This window comes from Nodosilinea sp. LEGE 06152, assembly GCF_015207525.1.
In the GTDB taxonomy this organism is placed as follows: Bacteria; Cyanobacteriota; Cyanobacteriia; order Phormidesmidales; family Phormidesmidaceae; genus Nodosilinea.
Map to the genome: position 1 here is coordinate 101,026 of NZ_JADEWR010000018.1, position 18,553 is coordinate 119,578.

The window sequence follows — 18,553 nt, forward strand, 5'->3', positions numbered from 1 at the left end:
ATGCTTGCTTTAGTTACTGTTGCAATTGGAGTTGCAGTCGCCGCACTGCTCAGAAACCGAGGGAGAGGTTTTTCATTGTGGTTCGCGACAGGTTTGGCATTCATGCTGCTTGGCTCGTACTTGCTAGATGAGTGAGTTGAAGAGATACACCTTCATTCACAAAATTTCGGCGTTCAAGTAGGTTTATTACTGCTCTTGCAATTCAAGGCATCGAACAAATTAAGAATTAGCTGTCTCGCCAATTCGTCTAACAACCGCGCTGCACCGGAACGTTTCAGTATAGTCGGTTTGTTGTAAGAGTTGTCTGCGTCCGGTGATTGCGAACGCTAGGCTGCTTTAAGTTATCAGTGGGGCGCTGTTGAGAAGTTACGTGTTGGTGTTTTAAGCCGATGTCATGCAGATGCTATCTATTTCAGTACGTCAAGCGACTCTAAATGACCTGTTAGTGGTTTCAGATATTTTAGACGAAGCTGCTGCATGGCTTAAACAGCAGAACATGGCGCTATGGGAGAAGGAAGAAGTTTCCCCAGAAGCAATTCGCCAAGATGTTGAAGCAGGCTTATTCTACATGGCTTTTGTCGAGGACGGCCCTGCTGGAGTTGTTAAGTTTCAGCTTGAAGACCCAATGTTTTGGTCAGACATTTCTCAAGACGATTCAGCATTCATTCATCGGCTGGCAGTGCGACGGTGCTTTGCGGGTGGCAATGTTTCAATAGGGCTAATGAAGTGGGCTGTCAAACAGAGCCGAGATTTAGGCAAGCGCTTCCTGCGTCTAGACTGTGCGGCAGATCGTTTGCGTTTGAGAAGGGTTTATGAAAGCTTTGGGTTCCGGCATCATAGCGATCGCCAAGTTGGTCCCTATTTTGTAGCAAGGTATGAGTACAAGGTTTAACGGCAATTTCCATGATTCTCATAACAGGTGCAACTGGAAGGGTCGTTAGTAAGCTAGTTGAATCGCTCCTGCGATTGGGTAAACAAGATTCTAGGTTAGGTGGCGCGCTAGCAGAACCCAACAAAGCTTACCGCCGTTGGGTTTTCTCCTCGGGAGACGCTGTGCGAACACTTCGTTCCACTCAGCCTATGAGAACTCAGGAAGAGTGGCCGAATGGCGAGTGGCCAAAAAGTTAAGTGTGGGTTCCGGTTTCGACTGCGCTCAACCTGCGGGGTCGAGGGTTGAGCGCAGTCGTTCACGAAGTGTCTCCCGAAGGGAGAAAACCCGATCGCCAAGCTGTTACAGCACCCGTCCAGAGGCACGGCGTGGCAGATATTCGCCCATGCCAGCGCCCCCCAGCCATTCATCCCCATCGACAATGCACTGGCCGCGCAAAAACACCTTCTTCACCCTGCCCGTCACCTCGCGCCCTTCAAACAGCGAGTAATCTACCAGCGAGTGGTGGGTGCTGGCGCTGAGAGTATGGGTTTCATTGGGGTCAAACAGCACCAGGTCGGCGTCGCTGCCGACGGCGATCGTGCCCTTGCGGGGAAACAGGCCAAACATTTTCGCCGGAGCCGTGGCGGTGAGCTGCACAAAGCGATTGAGGTTGATGCGCCCCGCCCTTACCCCGCCGTCGTAGAGCAGCGTGAGGCGCAGCTCCACCCCAGGGGCACCGTTGGGGATGCGGTTAAAGTTGTCGCGGCCAAATTGCTTCGACTTGAGAATGCCCAGGGGGTTCTCATTCATGCAGAAGGGGCAGTGATCGGTGGCCACCAGTTGCAAATCGTCGAACTGGAGCCCACGCCACAGGGCGTGCTGACAGTCGTGATTCCTCAAGGGCGGAGTCATGACGTACTTGGCGGCTTCAAAGCCAGGGGCATCGTACTCGGATTCGTCGAGAAATAGGTAGTGGGGGCAGGTTTCGGCAAAGGCGTGAATACCGCGATCGCGCGCCTCCACTACCGCCTCCAATGCCTCTTTAGCCGACAGGTGCACAATGTACACCGGCACCTCCGCCAGCTCCGCAATCCGAATCACCCGGTGGGCCGCTTCCCCTTCCATTAGGCTAGGGCGGGTGAGCTGATGGTATTTGGGCGAAGTGTTGCCCTGCTCTAGTGCCTCTTCAATCAGCGCCTGAATGACGACTCCGTTTTCGGCGTGGAGGTTAACCATGCCGCCGTGGTCGCCCGTGCGCCGCATCGTTTTAAAAATAGCCGCATCGTCCACCATTAGCACGCCGGGGTAGGCCATGTAGAGCTTAAAGCTAGATACCCCGTCGTTGTTGATTAGATCGGGTAGTTCTGCCAAAGAACTAGGGTTGATGTCGGTCAAAATAACGTGAAAGGCGTAGTCTATGCAGCACTGCGGCTCTGCTGCTGCCAAGCGTCTATCCAACGCCGCCTTGGGGCTGTCGTTGTGGAACTGTTGGGCAAAGTCGATGATGGTGGTGGTGCCGCCAAAGGCTGCCGAGCGGGTGCCGGTCTCAAACGTATCGCAGGTGTAAACATCGTTGCCCATGGGGGTTTCCATGTGCACATGGGCGTCAATGCCACCGGGCAACACGAGCAGCCCGGTCGCATCGTGGCGCTCAGCATTGTCTACCGTAAGCTGGCGGCCAATGGCCTCAATGCAGCCATCTTGAATCAGAATGTCACCCACGTAGTCATCTACGGCAGTGACAATGCGACCACTCTGAATTAATACCGATGTCATAGCAAGCCCGTTAAAGCGAAACTGTAGCGAAACGGCTGGCCGATTGGCCCAATTACCAATCCCCCCAAGGGGGAGCGCAACGTTGCTATGACTATAGTGAGTGACCTAATATTTGCCCATTAAATAAATGTGCAGTTGTAGGGGGGAAAGGTTGAGGGTACAGGGTTTAGGATACAAGGCTCCATCGTGAACCTTATACCTCACACCTTAAACCCCAGATCCCTAGTTGCGATAGTGCAGCTCTTCGAGCCAGGTGCGCAGTTCGTCAGCCGAGGCGTGGTCAATGGCAAGCCGAGTAATGGGGTCGTAGGCGTTCCACAGGGTTTTGCCGGAGCTGTCGGTAGCTTTCCAAACCCGAGGTTCTGTGGTGGCGTCTAGGCGGGTCAGCATAGTGTTCCAGAGAGCTCCGAGCTGGGCAACTAAGCCGGATGTATGGCTAAAACTGTGGATTGGCCAATAGCTGGAATTCATAATGTGTAGATCTCCTGTTGTGTTGAGGGGCTTTTCACCCACAACAACAGAATATATTTCTGTAGCAAGAATTACAAAAGCTTTCGGTTATAGCTGACATGAACAACTTTCATGGGTTGTTGCTGGATTTTACCCTCTGTATAGAATTGTCAAAGGCTGATATTCCTGCAAAAACGTAGCGTACTATACAGATATAAAGTAAACCGTTCATCTCTCTACCTTTTCTTAGGTGCAAGCCCCTCAGGCACCCTGGCAGAGAGACGGAAGTAGGGACACTCCCGAAGGAACGCGCCTCACTACGCATCGCTTCTAGGAGGCGACACTATGAAACTCACCTATCGCGGCAATAGCTACGACGCTCCATCCAATCCTGCACCCAAAATGGGCGAAACCATTGACACTGGAAACTATCGGGGTGCTCCAGTTGCTTTTGAGGCTTTGGCCGAACTGCCCGCTCAGCCTGCTGCTGATTTGACCTGGCGGGGTGTGCCCCATCGCACGGGTATTGCGGCTCCGGTGGCGGCAATTGCCCCCGTGGTAATCGCGGCAGAGCTTCCGGCTGTTGCCGCTAGCCTCGTTACCTCTGAGGTGGAACCTGCACCTGCGCCCGTTAATCTGTCTGACCTGGCCCGCAACCTGTTTATTCGCCGTCACCAGCGCAGCCGTCGGCGCGAACAGGGCATGATGGTACGCTTAGCGGCTGAAGTCGGCATCCCTGTAGAAGACGCGGCCCACTACGAGAGCCACATTCAGGGCAAAATGCCCCACGATTTCTCCGGCTACGATCGCGGCTCAGCAGCCATGAGCTAGCTTCGAGACGATACGGCAGATGGCCCGGTGCCCTGGCACTCCGGGCCATTTTTTTGCGCCAGGGCGTAGATCTCTGTCCACTCTGGTTCGGTTAGGGGTTGGGGAATGAGCTGGCAATCGAAGCAGTTTTCTGCGGCCTGGGTCAGCGACTCAATGATTTGGGATATTGTTAACTCCTGGTGCATAGCCAACTGGGCCTGGTTTGCTGGCGGTGCCGGAGTTTGAAACACCTGTTGCCACAGCTCAGCATTGGTCATCAACCCTATCGATCCGTGTTGGAGCAGGTGGCAACCGCGCCGTAGCTGGGCGCTGCCAATTACCTTGTGGCCTTGGGCGTCGACCAAGTCGGCATTGGTGGCCAGGGCAAAGCAGTTGTGCGAACGGCTGTAGTCTCGACTGGGCTGCCCAAATTTTAGAGATACACCCAGGTTTGCCCAACCCTCAATTAAGAATTTGCACAGAAATCGATAGGTCTGGTTGCGGCTGCCGACAGTGTGTGAAGTCACTAAGCCATAGGTTAAATCGCCCTGGTGGAGCACCCCGCGCCCGCCGGTTGGTCGCTGCACCAGATCCACCGATCGCCCCTGCCAGCTCAGGTTTCGCCAGTGCTCAGGCACCTGCCGCCGCTGGCTTGCCCCCAAAGAAATTGCCGCCGGATTCCAGGTGTAGAACCGCAGAGCAGGGGGATGGCCATGGTGCTGATGCTCGTGGAGCAGCCAGGTGTCGATCGCCATCTGCACCGCACCGGGTGCTTCTAATGGGGGAATCAGCCGCCAGGTCGGCTGGTTCACGGTGCTTCTCCGGCGTGGTACGAGCTGCGTACTAGTGGGCCAGAGCGCACGTGCCCAAAGCCGAGTTCATGAGCGATCTGGCCCAGCCGATCAAATTCTTCTGGTGTCCAGTAGCGATCGACCGGGCGGTGGTCAAGCGAGGGGCGCATATACTGGCCGAGCGTAATGCGATCGCACCCCACCGCCCGCAGATCTTTCATCGCCTCGATTAGCTCGGTCTCAGTTTCGCCATGCCCCACCATCAGCCCCGACTTAGTCGGGATGGTAGGGTCGAACGCTTTGACTAGTGATAGAACGCGGAGGGAGCGATCGTACTTGGCACCGCGCCGCACGGGGTCTTGCAGCCGTCGCACGGTTTCAAGGTTGTGATTGTAGCAGGCGGGTTTGGCTGCCACTACGGTTTGAACGCGATCGGCTTGTCCAGCGTCGCGGGTCGGCCCGCCCCAGAAGTCGGGAGTCAGCAGTTCTATTTCAGTATCGGGACTGCTGACTCGAATTGTGTCCATCACTCGAACGAACCAGCTGGCACCGTGGTCAGGTAAATCGTCCCGCGCCACCGACGTTAGCACCACGTAGCGCAGGCCCAGTAGCCGCACCGACTCAGCCACTTTCTCGGGCTCGTGGGGGTCGAGGGTCATCGGCGCATGACCCTTCTCAACCTGGCAAAAGGCGCAGGCGCGGGTGCACACCGACCCCATCAGCAAAAAGGTGGCGGTGCGGTTGGCGTAGCATTCGCCCCGGTTAGGGCAGCGGCCCTCTTCGCAAATGGTGTGTATCTGCCGCTCTTTGACAATGCGCTGCACCGCCGAAATCTCGCTGGCGTTGCCGATAGGGCGACGCAGCCAGTCGGGCATGCGCTCAATCTCAGCCCTAAGCTGCTGACGCGAGTTGCTTATAGAAGTCATAGACCACCGTAGGGTGGGCACTGCCCACCAAATGCTTTGCCGCCAGCAGGATTAAATCACCCTACAGCCCAGGCAAACGACCGTTTGCCCCTACTAAATTCTATCGCGGGTGATTTCTACCGCCACCTGGCCAGTGTAGTCGGGGATGGGCGGGGTGAGCTTGGTAACTTTGACCGTCACTCGCTGCAAACGCGAATCAGAGTCAAGCGCTAGGGTAGCGATCGCGCCCCCCAGCCGCTCAATCAGCGCAAACTTGGCTTCGCGAATAAGCTGCTGGGTGCCGCTGATCACGGTGCGGTAGTCATGGGTGTCGGCGAGGCGATCGCTCTGGGTAGCCTCTGCTAGATCCAGGTACAGAATGATATCGACCTGAAACCACTGGCCCAGCACGTTCTCTTCGGGCAGCGCCCCTGTGTAGCCGTAGGCGCGAATGTTGGTGAGGTGAATGGCATCCATGACTTAGGGGCGCTTTGGGTAGCGAATTGCTCGCTTGTGCATTGATCCCCCATTACCTGCTGCAAACGCACCAACTAAAACCCCCCTTGATTAAGGGGGGCAGGGGGGATTCTGGAGAGAAACTTAGTGGGGAAAAACTGATTGACTAGAGGGCAAAGGGCAGAGGGCAAAGGGCAAACAACCGTTTGCCCCTACTTGAGCCAGCCTTTAAGCCGAGCCGCTACCTGGGGCCGCCGCAGCTTGCGCATAGCTTTGGTTTGAATCTGACGCACCCGCTCCCGCGAGAGGTTAAAAATGCCGCCCACCTCTTCGAGGGTGTGGGTTTCGCCTGTGGCCAGGCCGTAGCGCAGGGTAATAATGTCTTTTTCGCGCTCGGTAAGCACCTCGCCCAGCACGCTGGTGATTTCCTGGCGCATCATGTTTTCGCTAATTTTAGACTCCGGCGTTTGGGTGCTGCTGTCTTCGAGCAGCTCCATCAGCTCGGTGTCTTCGCCTTTGCCGACGCGGTGGTTTAAGGAAAGCGATCGCCTGCGCACCTGCTGCAAACTTCTGAGCTGATCAACCGTTACATCTAGGGCATCGGCTAGCTCTTGCTCACTGGGGTTGCGCTGCAAATCGCGGCGCAGATCGCGGTGAGCTTTTTTGAGCTTGTTGAGCTTTTCCACAATGTGGATCGGCAGGCGAATCGTGCGGGCATCGTTGGCGATGGTGCGGGTAATGCCTTGGCGAATCCACCAGTAGGCGTAGGTCGAAAATTTATAGCCCTTGTCGGGATCAAATTTTTCGGTGGCGCGGTTCAGACCCAGCGCCCCCTCCTGAATTAGATCTAGAAAAGGCACCCCACGATTTAGATAACGCTTTGCGATCGACACCACGAGCCGTAAATTGGAGCGAATCATTCTGCGCTTAGCCGTTCTACCCTCGTGGAGCTTTTGGGTAAACTCTGCTTCGCTGAGCTTTAATCTCTCTACTAGTTCCTGTCGATTGGGTTTGCGCCCTAACTCCTTCTGGAGTTTTTCACTGGCAGACTCAACCCTAGATAGGAATCGTACCTGTCGGGCTAGCTCAATTTCTTCGCTTGGTTTGAGCAATGGATAGCGAGCCATCTCTTTAAAGAAGGCACCAACGGCATCGTCAGTGAGGGTCTTGCTGTAGCCCGACAGCCCCATTTCCGACATCGCCTCTGACTGAGAAAACTTAGCCAGCACCTCCCGATCTTCGTCCCAGGCAGTGAGGTCAGGGGCGAGTTGGCTATCCGCAGCGGAGACTTTTTCAGCCATCCGATTCAGGTCGGTGTCGAACCCATCTATAGATTCGTCGGGCCAAGCAATAGAACTGTCTCTGTCAGAGTTATATGTAGTAGTCATGGGGTAAGGAGAACTGTATACCTACAGGTCGAAGCATGCAGATTTGGGCATGTATATTTGGGTTGCCATCGGCAGGGCAACCCCTTACAAAACGCTTGATCCCGAAATTGGATCTTGGACTTATTTTGTGAGTCCACAATACGGATATTTTTGTGAATTCCAAGGCAATGTAACATTTCTTTGGCAACTTGCGTAGTGTAGCAGTCAAATCAAAAAACGAACTAAAAATATAGGGAAAACCTTAACGGATTTTTGCTATCCTCAGATACTTTGCCTAGGCATTGATCGCAGCCTAGGAATAATGGCTTACGACCTTCGGCAGGGACAGGTTACTGTTGGCGACGGGAAAGCTCTCTACTACTTTTTGGATTAGGCCCTGAGGCCAGGTTTTCCACAGGGTGGAAAACTTTTCCACAGGAAATACCCTGTGGAAAACCTGTGCGTTTTGGAGTATCAAACCATCAACTACCTACTCTGGCTCTTACACTGGCAGAGGTGACATAGGTGGTGTAACAAGCGTGGGCCTTGGTGAGAGCAGTACCCAGCCGCAGTGGGTCAATGTTTTGGTGGACTATGGTGGCCAGCCCGCAGAGTATACCTATGTGGTGCCTCCTCACCTGGCGGTGCAGGTGGGCGACATTTTAACGGTGCCCTTTCGCCACCAAAGCATTGGGGCGATCGCGCTTTCCCTGTCCACCACCCCGCCTGCCAACCTGGTGCCCGCTCGAATTCGACCAGTGGAAGGCGTAGTCGAACGGCGGTTTTTTGCCCCCGCCTACTGGGCACTGCTGCAGCGGGTGGCCCACCACTACCAGGTGCCGCTCATGCAGGTGCTCAAGACGGCGCTGCCGCCGGGGCTGCTGGCCAAGTCGCAGCGAAGATTGCGGTTAAGACGCGATCGCCCCGCCAATCCCCTGCCTAATCCCTTAGCATCAGGGCTGAAAGATCTATTAGATGATCTGCAGCGATCGCCCACCGGCGACTATACCTGGCCCTACCTGCAGCGGCGCGGCCACAGCTATCGGGCCATGCAGCAGCTGATTCAGCTAGGCTGGGCCGAGTCGTATCTGGCCCCACCCCAACCCCCCCAGGCCAAACAGCGCCAGGCCGTAACCCTGGTGTGTGGCGACACCCTACCCTCCGAGTTAACTCCTAGGCAGCAAGATATTGTGGCTACCCTGCGCCGTCAGGGCGGCGATCTGTGGCTCAGCGACGCTCTGCAGCTGTGCCAAACCACCAGCCCCACCCTCAAACGTTTGGCTCAGGCGGGCTGTCTGGTAATTGAGCCGCGCGAGCAGCTGCGGGCCGAAGCCGGGCCAGCGCTCACGCCCGACCAGCCCAAGCCGCTCACCCCTCTCCAAAGTCAGGCCCTCGATCCTATTAATAAGTGTCAGCAGGGAGGGCAGTTTTTGCTGCACGGGGTCACCGGGTCGGGCAAAACGGAGGTGTATTTGCAGGCGATCGCCCCTCGCCTCGCCGCTGGGCAGTCAGCCCTGGTGCTGGTGCCCGAAATTGGCCTCACTCCCCAGCTCACCGATCGCTTTCGCCGCCGCTTTGGGGCGCAAGTTTTGGTCTACCACAGCGGCCTAGCCGATGGCGAACGCTACGACACCTGGCGGCAGAGCCTGCGCCCCTCCAAACCATTGGTCATTGTGGGCACTCGTTCCGCCATCTTTATGCCCCTGCCCAACCTGGGGCTGATTATTCTCGACGAAGAACACGACAGCAGCTACAAGCAAGACGTACCCCCCTGCTACCACGCCCGCACCGTGGCCCGCTGGCGAGCTGAATTAGAAAATTGCCCGCTAGTGTTGGGCTCAGCTACGCCATCGCTAGACACCTGGGTGCAGTGCCAGGGCCTAGGCGGCAGCCAGAGGGAAACCCCAATAGAGTGGGCACTGCCCACCATTAACTCAGCACCGCCCGCCGTTTCCCCTCACCGAGTCGAACATTCCCTCGCCACAACTTCCCGAAGCCCTCTAAGTTCCCCAACCTCAGACCATTCGACTCCTCCCTCATCCACCCATTCACCCGCCCACCCGCCCACTCCCTCCACCCTCCCCTGGACTTACCTCTCGCTGCCCGAACGGGTGCAGGCCCAGCCGCTGCCGACGGTAAACGTCGTCGATATGCGCGACGAACTGCAGGAGGGCAACCGCAGCATTCTCAGCCGATCGCTGCAAACGGCCCTGACCACCATGAAAGCTGAGGGCAACCAGGGATTGCTGTTCATCCATCGCCGGGGGCACAGCAGTTTTGTGTCGTGTCGCAGCTGCGGCCACGTGATGATGTGCCCCCACTGCGATGTGTCGCTGTCATACCATCAGCCTGGGGCTAACAGCGCCATGACGCTGCGCTGCCACTACTGCGGTTTTAGCCAGGGCCACCCCAAGCACTGCCCAGCCTGTAGTTCGCCCTACCTGAAGCATTTTGGCAGCGGCACCCAGCGGGTGGTCAACGCCCTGGCCGAAACCTTTCCAGAGCTGAGCTGCATTCGCTTCGACAGCGATACCACTCGTACTAAAGGGGCTCACCGCGCCCTGCTAACTCGCTTTGCCGAAGGCGAGGCCGACCTGCTGGTGGGCACCCAAATGCTGACCAAAGGTATCGATTTACCCCAGGTCACACTGGTCGGCATTATTGCCGCCGATGGACTCTTATATATGAATGATTATTGGGCCAGCGAGCGAGCCCTGCAAATGCTGATTCAGGTAGCAGGTCGAGCGGGGCGGGGCACCCAACCGGGCCAGGTTATTTTGCAGACCTACACCCCCGACCACCCGGTCGTAGAAGCGGTAACTCGGCACGCCTATGAAGGGTTTATCGCAACCGAATGGGCACAGCGGCAGGTGTTGCAGTATCCCCCGGCGGGGCAAATGATTTTGCTGCGGCTGAGCAGCACCGACCCCCAGGCGGTACAAGAAACGGCTGAAGCCCTGGCCCGGCAATTGGCCCAGCGCCTCCAAGACTCACCCTACCAGATGCTTGGCCCGGCACCCGCCCCCATACCGCGAGTGGCGCGTCGGTATCGCTGGCACCTTTTGGTTAAGGGACCGCTGGAGCATCCTCTGCCGAATTTGCAAGACCTGAAGCCGTATTGCTCAACATCAGTGAGCCTCACCATTGATGTAGACCCGCTCAACTTAGCTTAAATGAGTTCTTAAAGGATCCGGTTGACTATTTTGTGTAGGGAATGTTGTTAGCATTGCTAATCCCTGTAACAGCGGGTAACAATAGGTCAACGGCCCTCCTACCACCCCCTGGCTGTGATAGTTTAAATACATCGAAAACAACTGAATAACTCGCCAGCCTAACTCGGTTCTACCAACCTAATGAGCTGGTGCTCTAGTTAACAACAAACCCAAAAATCGCTTTCCAACAACCCTCCTAGAGGCGGTCATTTTTGACCTTTCCTATCCTAACTGTCGGTCAGACAACGGGTTGTGAAAAGTAACTGTAGTTTAGAGAGTTCGCCCATTCTGCTGAATTCCTTGTTCTTTCGAGAGGTGTTTAACTCGGTTAAGCAACCTATTCCAGCCACGGCAATCCTGGTTTTGTCTGGCATATACACCGTAAAAGACTTAACGGAGAGTGGCCATGATGGTCACTCTTCAGTTGTTTAAAGGTTTATTTGCGATCGCTCCATCTCCACCAAGGTTTTAACCCACAGAAAGCACTGATCCCAAAAGACTCTGCCTAAAATTCGATTAAACGTTCTCCTCCCTCTCAACTCAGAAATACGTTCATGAATTTGGGTCATCAAGCGCTATGGCTGGCGTTAATGATAGGCAACAGCCGCTGGCATTGGGGCGCTTTTGCAGGCGATAGTGCAGGACTAATCCCCCAGGGCGATCGCTGGTTGGGGAGCTGGCACACGGCTCCTTTGTCTGAGTCTCAGGTGCAAAGCTTACGGCGGCAACACTTCGCCCCTAGCGCGTGGCCGTCGATCGATCCTTTAATTGTGCTGCCGACCGCGCTCCAGGCCTGGGCTACTCCCTGGCCAGATTTTCCTGAGCTATGGCTGGCTTCGGTGGTGAAGGCTCCGCTCCCTTGGCTAGCCGACTATTCGGCGCTGCGTCGGGTCACCCTGGATGAGGTACCGCTGCACAATACCTACCCTACGCTGGGGGTCGATCGCGCCCTGGCTTTGGTGGGAGCGGGGGATGTTTGGGGCTGGCCGGTGCTGGTGGTTGACTGCGGCACGGCCCTAACCTTTACCGCTGGCGTAGATCAGCGCCTGATTGGTGGCGCAATTTTGCTGGGCCTGCGATCGCAGCTGCGTGCCCTGCACGCCCACACCGATCAGCTGCCGAATCTTGAGCTAGACCTAGATCAGTGGCCCCAGCGCTGGGCCACCGATACCGCCGAGGCGATCGCCAGCGGCATTCTGCATACTCAGCTAGCGGGCATACGCGACTTTATTACCGCTTGGCGAACCGATTGGCCCACCGGGGCTGTTGTGCTGACCGGGGGTGATGGTGCAGCTATCTATGCGGCTATAACAAAACAGACCCCAGAACTAGATCGGTGGATTAACCTCGATCCAGACCTGGGGTTTTGGGGGTTGAGGGTCTGCCGACAGAGTCTGCCGAAGCCGCTATAGACCTCTAATCCGGTTCTTGTAGGCGTTGGCATCGGTACCGACACCATTGTTGGCGTAGGTGCCAGCGCTGTTCATGCTTTGCAGGTTACTCACCCGGTTGCCGGGGTTAGGGTGGGTGCTGAGAAACTCAGCGGTTCTGCCCCCCTCAAGCTTTTGCATAAAGCTGATAAAGCCCGTAGTGTCGTAGCCTGCCCGGCCCATGTTGTTAAACCCCCGGCGGTCGGCGTCGTACTCGGCTTCCCGGTAGTTGGGCAGTTCGAGGGCAAGCTGTACACCCAGACCGACCAAGGCATCTTGGCGCACCTCTAGGGCACCGGCCACGCCGCTGGCCAGCGCCTGCTGCCGCATGCGGTTGATGGCGTGGCGACCCGTAATGTGGCCAATTTCGTGGGATATTACTCCAGCCAGTTCGGCCTCGTTGGTGGCGGCCCTAATTAGCCCCGTTTGAATGTAGACAAAGCCGCCGGTAGTGGCAAAGGCGTTGACACCGTCATCGTCCACCACCTGAAAGGTATAGGGCAGGTTGGGGCGATCGCTGCTGGTGGCTAGGCGCTGGCCAATTTCATTGATATACGCATTAATGTTTGAGTTGCGATTATAAATTCGCACCCCCTGGGCCTTGAGCTGACGGTCAATCTGGGTGCCCAGGTTAACTTCATCCTGCTCAGACATGTTGCCCAGCTGAACATAGCGAATGCCCTGAAAGATGAGGTCAAACAGGCCAGCATGGGAGGGGGTAGGCGTTGCCAGGCCAATGGTGATCGCCATCAGGGTCGCCATCAGGCCGTACAGACCACGGCGCAGGAAAGAATTTTTCTTTATGTAGGTGGTGAGAGGAGAAAGCATAGAAGCGCCTCGCGTGCTGCTGAGGGTCATGACTATTTCCATCTTGCCCTGCCCGACCTATAGCCGCCACAGTCAGTGGCCAATAATAAATTTGGCCCCGTTGCCCAGTAGGGATTTTACCCAGCTCTTGCGCTCTCGCCCTGAGGCGATCGCTTGCAGATGCCGCAAAGGAGTCTGCCTGTGCTTCAATGGTATCGATCATTGCGCAGTTCTAAACCCACTCATCCCTTCCCTCGATTGAGGGCACCCCAGCTATGACCCTACTTGACGCTAAAGGTCGCCTATTCGGCAAAGTCAGCATCCTAGATGTGGCGGCGGCGCTAATTATTTTGATGGTGCTGTTTGGCATTTTTCTGTACCCCGGCACCTCAGGCTCGGTGGCGCAGGTAGGGGCGACCACCAAGCCGGTTGAAGTAGACGTCATGGTGCGAGGGCTGACTTCCTCTGACCCAGAACGTCTGTTTGAAACCATCAAAAATTCAGAAAACACCAACATCATTATTCGCAACCAGCCCTACGGCCAGGTCAAAATTAAAGATGCGCGCCTGCTGCCCCGCAGTACGGCGGTGCCCCAGCCCGATGGCACTGTAGTAGCCCTACCCGACCCGCGCCCGGAGCTTAACTACACCCTCGACATGCTGATTACCCTTGAGGACGATGCTCAAATCACCAGCACTGGGCCGGTATTCGGCAACAGCAAAGTCAAAGTGGGCACCCAGATTGAGCTAGACGGTGACCTTTACAACTTCAACACCAGCGCCGTTGATGTGCGGGTGCTAGAAGACAGTTAGGCCAGATCGTCTCGAATCAACTGGCCCTGATCAAGTCAGAAAATGACGGGTTAAGCCACTGTGACATCAGATGTGCGGCTTTATTGTCTCCACCCGCTGTAACGCCACTATCGGCAGTCCCAAGCCACTCAAGTCGCTTGTCAATCCTTACTGAATGGGCAGGCGATCTGTTGCGATAGTCAAAGCTCGGCCCTTTGGTGCCATCGCCCCTGCTTCCTATCTAGCGAGAACTGATTGAGCCTTGAGAATCAAGCCTCCAGAGGGAGCTAATCTGAGACAATAGAAACCTTGATCACCTTGAACCTACCTCACCGCTATGACTGCCACTCCTATTGCTCTATCCCGTGTCGATTGGCAAGCTTTGGCAGATCAGGCTTTGGCGGGTGAGGTGCTCAGCCGATCGCAGGCCCAGGCTGTGCTGGCGGCCCCCGATACCGAACTGCTCGATCAGCTAGCGGCGGCCTACCGGGTGCGGCGGCACTACTGGGGCAACCGAGTGCGGCTGCACTTTTTGCTCAATGCCCAGAGTGGGCTTTGCCCCGAAGACTGCCACTACTGCTCGCAGTCGAAGATTTCTACGGCCGAGATTGAAAAGTACCCCTTCATGGCCCAGGAGAAAATTCTGGCGGCAGCCGAACGGGCCAATAGCCTCAAAGCGGGCACCTTTTGCATGGTGATTTCGGGGCGATCGCCCTCCGATCGCGTCTTTGGTGAGGTGCTCGATGCGGTGCGCCAGGTCAAAGCCCGCTACCCCATGAAAATCTGCGCCTGCCTGGGCCTGCTCGACGAAGCCCAAACCCAGCAGCTGGCGGCGGCGGGGGTAGACCGGGTCAACCACAACCTCAACACGGGCGAAAGCAACTACAGCGAGATCTGCACTACTCACACCTTCGGCGATCGCATAGCCACGATTGAGGCTGTACAGTCTGCTGGAATGACCACCTGCTCGGGCGGCATCTTTGGCCTGGGCGAAGCTGACGACGACATTATTGATATGGCTCTGGCCCTGCGGCGGCTGGAGGTGACCAGCGTACCGCTGAACTTTTTGATCCCAATTCCCGGCACGCCCTTAGAGGGCAGGCAGGATCTCAACCCGCGCCAGTGTCTGCGCATTTTGTGCCTGTATCGGCTGCTGCTGCCCGCCCAGGAAATTCGCATTGCTGGAGGGCGCGAAGTGCAGCTGCGCCAGCTGCAGCCCCTGGGGCTGTATGCCGCCAACTCAATTTTTGTGGGCGACTACCTCACCACCCCCGGTCAAGCGGCCCAGACCGACTACGCCATGATTCGCGATGCCGGGTTTGTGCTCGAAGGCCCCGACGGTGAGGCAATCGAGACGCCCGAAGCCTCGTAGGGTGGGCACTGCCCACCAATAGATTTGTGGATTGACCATGCACCCTGGATGCCGAGCTTGCAGCGCTCCTAGGCCGCCTGCGATCGCATCACCAGATCGACCAGGCTATCGACCAGGCGCTGCGGCTCCATTGGCATGATGTGCTCGCCGTGCATCACACACTGAGTCATGATGAAAAAGACGGTTGTTCCCAGTATGATCCGCGCCGTGGCTTCGGGGTCGGGCAGATCGAGTTCGGGACAGCCTCTAAGGTAGGCAGTTAGCTGGTCAGCGGCTGGTTTGGTCAGGTATTCTACAAAAGCCTGCGCCAGCTGCGGAAACCGCCCCGACTCGCCCGCCACCAGCCGCACAAAGTTTTGGTAGTCTAGATCGTGCAGTTCGCTCTCAATGGCGTTGGTCACTAACCGTCGAATCACCACTTCGGGGCAGCCTTCCAGGTTGCCGTCACCCATCACCTGCTGGCAGCGCGACTCGGCCACGTACTGAATCAGCGCTCGAAATAGCCCCTCTTTATCCTTGAAATAGTTGTAGACCGTGGGTTTGGAGACCCCAGCCGTAGCAGCCACTTTGTCCATGCTGGTGCCTGCGTAGCCATTTTGCAGAAACTCTTGCATTGCTCCCTGCAAAATTTGCACAGCTTTGTCATTGAGCACTGATGGACTTTGAACCACGCGTTGATACCTTCCTAACCAATTGACTCATGTATAACACTCGACTATTAAGCGCCGCAGTAATCTGAGGTGCTGTCTTTTACCTAACTCAGGCGATCGCTCATTCTGGAGCATCCCCCAGGAACTAAAGCAGTAGTGTATAGCGCTATACCTTCATTTTAACGGCGCATTGATTCATTTTACCAAACCGTTTAGTTTAATTTTATTGCTTGCAGCAGTTGTTTAGGGGCGCTGCGGATGCAGGCGGTAGTCATTAGCACAGGCGATCGCGCCCTGTAGCTAAGATTCCGTAAACTCGTTCCCCAGCGCAGCAGTTTGGTGATTAAGCTAAGGGTTGCCCCCCGCCGCGCCCTGCCCATGCTCTCGTCGTCTAAAACCAAGACTGCTGCCCTCTCTACCACCTATCGGTTAAAGGGCTGGGTGCAGCGGCAAATTAAGCGAGACTGGGTCAAGCTCTCGCTGGCTGGTCTGTGGCTGAGCTTTGTGGCGGCTCACGTGGCCACCGACTCGCTGCCGACGCAGCTGCTGGAGCGACGCCTGCAAACCCTCTTTTTCGAAATTCGCGGTCCCGTCGTTGCCCCCAATGACATCGTGATTTTGGCAATGGACGATGAATCGTTTGGGCAGGCCGAATACTACCGTGCCGACCCCGATCGGTACAGCCATCTGGCTCCTCTGGCGGGTACTCCGTGGCAGCGCCAGGCCCATGCGATCGCGATCGAGCGATTGCTAGAGGCCGGGGCCAAAGCGGTAGTCCTGGATATTCTGATGTTTTCTGACAGCAGCTACGGGCCTGCCGATGACCAGGCCCTGGCTGACGTGCTGACCCGCTACGGCGATCGCGTAGTGCTGGCCACTCGCGTCGATGATGCCCAACTGCGCCAGGGGGCCTTAATTCGCCCCACCCAGCCTCTGCCCAAACTGCTCAATACACCCGTTCACACGGGCAACATCAACTTTTTCATTGAACCCAATGGGCGTATTCACCGCCACGGTCGCGCCTACCTCCAGGGTTTAGAAGCCAGTCTGGCCGAAATAGACGCGGTCAGCAGCTTGGAAAGCGATGTCGGTGACACCCAGTCCTTTGCTGAGGCCAGCCTCGAAGCCGCTGGGGTTGACTATCCTCCTTACCGGGGCGACTTCATCAACTTCTACGGGCCAACGCGCAGTTTTAGCCACGTGCCTTTCTGGTACGTCCTTGACCCCGACCCCTGGGCCGAATACCTCAACAATGGGCGCTACTTTAAAGACAAAATTGTGCTGGTTGGGGGCACCGCTAAGTTTACGCAAGACTTTCACCAGGCTCCTTTTTCAGAAACCCTGATGCACCCCGAGGCGATGGCTGGGGTCGAAATTTTAGCCACCGATATTGCTAACCTGCGCAGCGGCAACAGTCTGCGCTTAGGCCTCCCCAATCCGTGGCTGCGGGGGCTGCTGGTGCTGGTTGGCGGCACCGGATTTGTGCTGCTGCTGCGTCGATTTAACCGCCCGATCGCCCGTTTGGGGTGGACAGCAGCGGCCAATGGTGGCTGGTTTTGGCTCAGCTATGGCGCGTTCACCGGAGCCGGAGTGCTGCTACCAACCGGGGCACCCATAGCCGGGCTGATGGTGCTGGGCAGCACATATATTGTGGCCGATATTATCACTGAGCAGTTGCGCAAGCAGCGGCTGCGCCAGACCCTGGAGCAGTACGTTACCTCCCCCATTGTGCAGGAAATTATTAGTCAGCAGGACGACCTGCAGGACCTGCTGAAGCTGCGGGAGGCGGAGGTGATTGGCCTGCTGTTGGCCAATCGCTATCGGATTGTGCGCCTGCTGGGGTCGGGGGGCTTTGGCGAAACCTACGTGGCCGAAGACACCCAGCGGCCCGGTTCGCCGGTTTGCGTTGTGAAGCAGCTGCGCATCATCAGCAACGATCCAAGGGCGCACCGTCTGGGCAGGCGCTTTTTTGAAGGAGAGGCCGAAACCTTAGAAAAACTGGGCCACCATGCTCAAATTCCCCGACTTTTGGCCTACTTTGAGGTCCAGAACTCATTTTATTTAGTTGAGGAAATGGTCGAGGGTCGCCTGCTCAAGGATGAGCTAGCCTCCCGCCGACCCATGCCCCAGGCCTACGTGCTCGATCTGCTGCTGGGGTTGCTGCCAGTGGTTGCCTTTGTGCACAACCAGGGTGTCATTCACCGCGATATCAAGCCCTCCAACATTATTCGGCGGGAGTCTGACGGGCAACTGGTGCTGATCGACTTCGGGGCCGTAAAACTTATTTCTAATAAACTGGCCGATACCGGGGTCAACCTTACCTCTACCTCCACGATTGGAGTGGGCACCCAGGGCTATATGCCCAGCGAACAGTCGGCGGGGCTGCCCAAATTTGGCAGCGACCTCTACGCCTTAGGTATTACCGCCGTTGAGGCGTTAACCGGCATTCCGGCCTATGCGCTGCGTCGCGATGTCAATGGTGAGTTGATTTGGCGACACGAGGCTCCTAACCTCAACCCCGATTTTGGCGATATTGTGACTCGCCTGGTGCTTTACGACTTTACCGATCGCTATCAGCGGGCTGAGGAGGTGCTGGCCGACTTGAGCCGGGTTGAGCCGATGGTGCGATCGCATCTCCCTGCCGCAGGCAACACCCATCCTGATAGCCCCGCCGACAGAGGAACGCTTCCCTACGGAGTGTGGATCGATAGCATCGCCACCGACAACATAGACGATCCTGAAGCTGGCGAGGACTCCACCCAGATGCTGCCCGGTGACTGGTTTGCCACCGCCGAAGAAGCCTCCTCGAGCGAGTCTGACCCTGACAGCGCTGACGTTAACTCCTGAGCCATCAACCCTATAAGG

15 protein-coding genes and 1 riboswitch are annotated in these 18,553 nt (G+C 56.6%); of the genes, 7 read left to right on the plus strand and 8 right to left on the minus strand.

What is annotated here, in order from left to right:
- Window positions 1-394: 394 nt before the first annotated feature.
- Window positions 395-892 (plus strand): GNAT family N-acetyltransferase, encoded by a 498-nt coding sequence (locus IQ265_RS21550; protein WP_228038264.1) that lies wholly within the window; start codon window positions 395-397, stop codon window positions 890-892.
- A 339-nt stretch (window positions 893-1,231) separates the two neighbouring features.
- On the opposite strand, the gene hydA is transcribed toward IQ265_RS21550, so the two are convergent.
- A complete protein-coding gene (gene hydA, locus IQ265_RS21555; protein WP_194057393.1) occupies window positions 1,232-2,647 on the minus strand; it encodes a dihydropyrimidinase in 1,416 nt (471 codons plus the stop codon).
- A 222-nt stretch (window positions 2,648-2,869) separates the two neighbouring features.
- A complete protein-coding gene (locus IQ265_RS21560; RefSeq protein WP_194057395.1) occupies window positions 2,870-3,037 on the minus strand; it encodes a hypothetical protein in 168 nt (55 codons plus the stop codon).
- A gap of 283 nt (window positions 3,038-3,320) precedes the next feature.
- A riboswitch (Glutamine riboswitch) is annotated at window positions 3,321-3,411 on the plus strand.
- Between the two features lie 31 nt (window positions 3,412-3,442).
- Between IQ265_RS21560 and IQ265_RS21565 the strand changes: the two genes are divergently transcribed.
- Window positions 3,443-3,928: a DUF4278 domain-containing protein gene (locus tag IQ265_RS21565; RefSeq protein WP_194057397.1), complete on the plus strand. Its 486-nt coding sequence runs from the start codon at window positions 3,443-3,445 to the stop codon at window positions 3,926-3,928.
- Here IQ265_RS21565 and IQ265_RS21570 read toward each other — a convergent pair.
- The 4 genes from IQ265_RS21570 to IQ265_RS21585 all read right to left on the minus strand — a co-directional run bounded on the left by IQ265_RS21570 (window position 3,925) and on the right by IQ265_RS21585 (window position 7,447).
- Window positions 3,925-4,719 carry a biotin/lipoate A/B protein ligase family protein gene (locus IQ265_RS21570; protein WP_347404999.1) on the minus strand — a complete coding sequence of 265 codons (795 nt, stop codon included), beginning with the start codon at window positions 4,717-4,719 and terminating at the stop codon, window positions 3,925-3,927. The two genes, IQ265_RS21565 and IQ265_RS21570, sit on opposite strands and share 4 nt — an antisense overlap.
- Window positions 4,716-5,624, minus strand: coding sequence for a lipoyl synthase (lipA, locus tag IQ265_RS21575; RefSeq protein ID WP_194057399.1), 909 nt, complete (start codon window positions 5,622-5,624; stop codon window positions 4,716-4,718). Before lipA ends, IQ265_RS21570 begins: the two co-directional genes overlap by 4 nt.
- A 93-nt stretch (window positions 5,625-5,717) precedes the next feature.
- A complete protein-coding gene (gene folB, locus IQ265_RS21580; RefSeq protein WP_194057401.1) occupies window positions 5,718-6,080 on the minus strand; it encodes a dihydroneopterin aldolase in 363 nt (120 codons plus the stop codon).
- Window positions 6,081-6,271: 191 nt separating this feature from the next.
- Window positions 6,272-7,447 (minus strand): RNA polymerase sigma factor, RpoD/SigA family, encoded by a 1,176-nt coding sequence (locus IQ265_RS21585; RefSeq protein ID WP_194057403.1) that lies wholly within the window; start codon window positions 7,445-7,447, stop codon window positions 6,272-6,274.
- Between the two features lie 518 nt (window positions 7,448-7,965).
- On the opposite strand from IQ265_RS21585, the gene priA reads away from it, so the two are divergent.
- Window positions 7,966-10,599, plus strand: a complete 2,634-nt coding sequence (gene priA, locus IQ265_RS21590) for a primosomal protein N' (protein ID WP_194057405.1) — start codon at window positions 7,966-7,968, stop codon at window positions 10,597-10,599.
- A 593-nt stretch (window positions 10,600-11,192) separates the two neighbouring features.
- The gene (locus IQ265_RS21595; RefSeq protein ID WP_194057407.1) at window positions 11,193-12,050 is read left to right on the plus strand and encodes a pantothenate kinase; all 858 of its coding nucleotides are present in this window, start codon (window positions 11,193-11,195) and stop codon (window positions 12,048-12,050) included.
- On the opposite strand, the gene IQ265_RS21600 is transcribed toward IQ265_RS21595, so the two are convergent.
- A complete protein-coding gene (locus IQ265_RS21600; RefSeq protein WP_228038265.1) occupies window positions 12,045-12,896 on the minus strand; it encodes a M48 family metallopeptidase in 852 nt (283 codons plus the stop codon). The genes IQ265_RS21595 and IQ265_RS21600 overlap by 6 nt on opposite strands.
- A gap of 254 nt (window positions 12,897-13,150) precedes the next feature.
- On the opposite strand from IQ265_RS21600, the gene IQ265_RS21605 reads away from it, so the two are divergent.
- On the plus strand, window positions 13,151-13,687 hold the full coding sequence (locus IQ265_RS21605; RefSeq protein WP_194057411.1) for a DUF4330 domain-containing protein: 537 nt from the start codon (window positions 13,151-13,153) through the stop codon (window positions 13,685-13,687).
- Window positions 13,688-14,003: 316 nt separating this feature from the next.
- A complete protein-coding gene (bioB, locus tag IQ265_RS21610; protein ID WP_194057412.1) occupies window positions 14,004-15,038 on the plus strand; it encodes a biotin synthase BioB in 1,035 nt (344 codons plus the stop codon).
- Window positions 15,039-15,106: 68 nt separating this feature from the next.
- On the opposite strand, the gene IQ265_RS21615 is transcribed toward bioB, so the two are convergent.
- On the minus strand, window positions 15,107-15,709 hold the full coding sequence (locus tag IQ265_RS21615) for a TetR/AcrR family transcriptional regulator (protein WP_347405000.1): 603 nt from the start codon (window positions 15,707-15,709) through the stop codon (window positions 15,107-15,109).
- A gap of 318 nt (window positions 15,710-16,027) precedes the next feature.
- Between IQ265_RS21615 and IQ265_RS21620 the strand changes: the two genes are divergently transcribed.
- Window positions 16,028-18,535, plus strand: a complete 2,508-nt coding sequence (locus tag IQ265_RS21620) for a serine/threonine-protein kinase (protein WP_347405001.1) — start codon at window positions 16,028-16,030, stop codon at window positions 18,533-18,535.
- Window positions 18,536-18,553 lie beyond the last annotated feature (18 nt).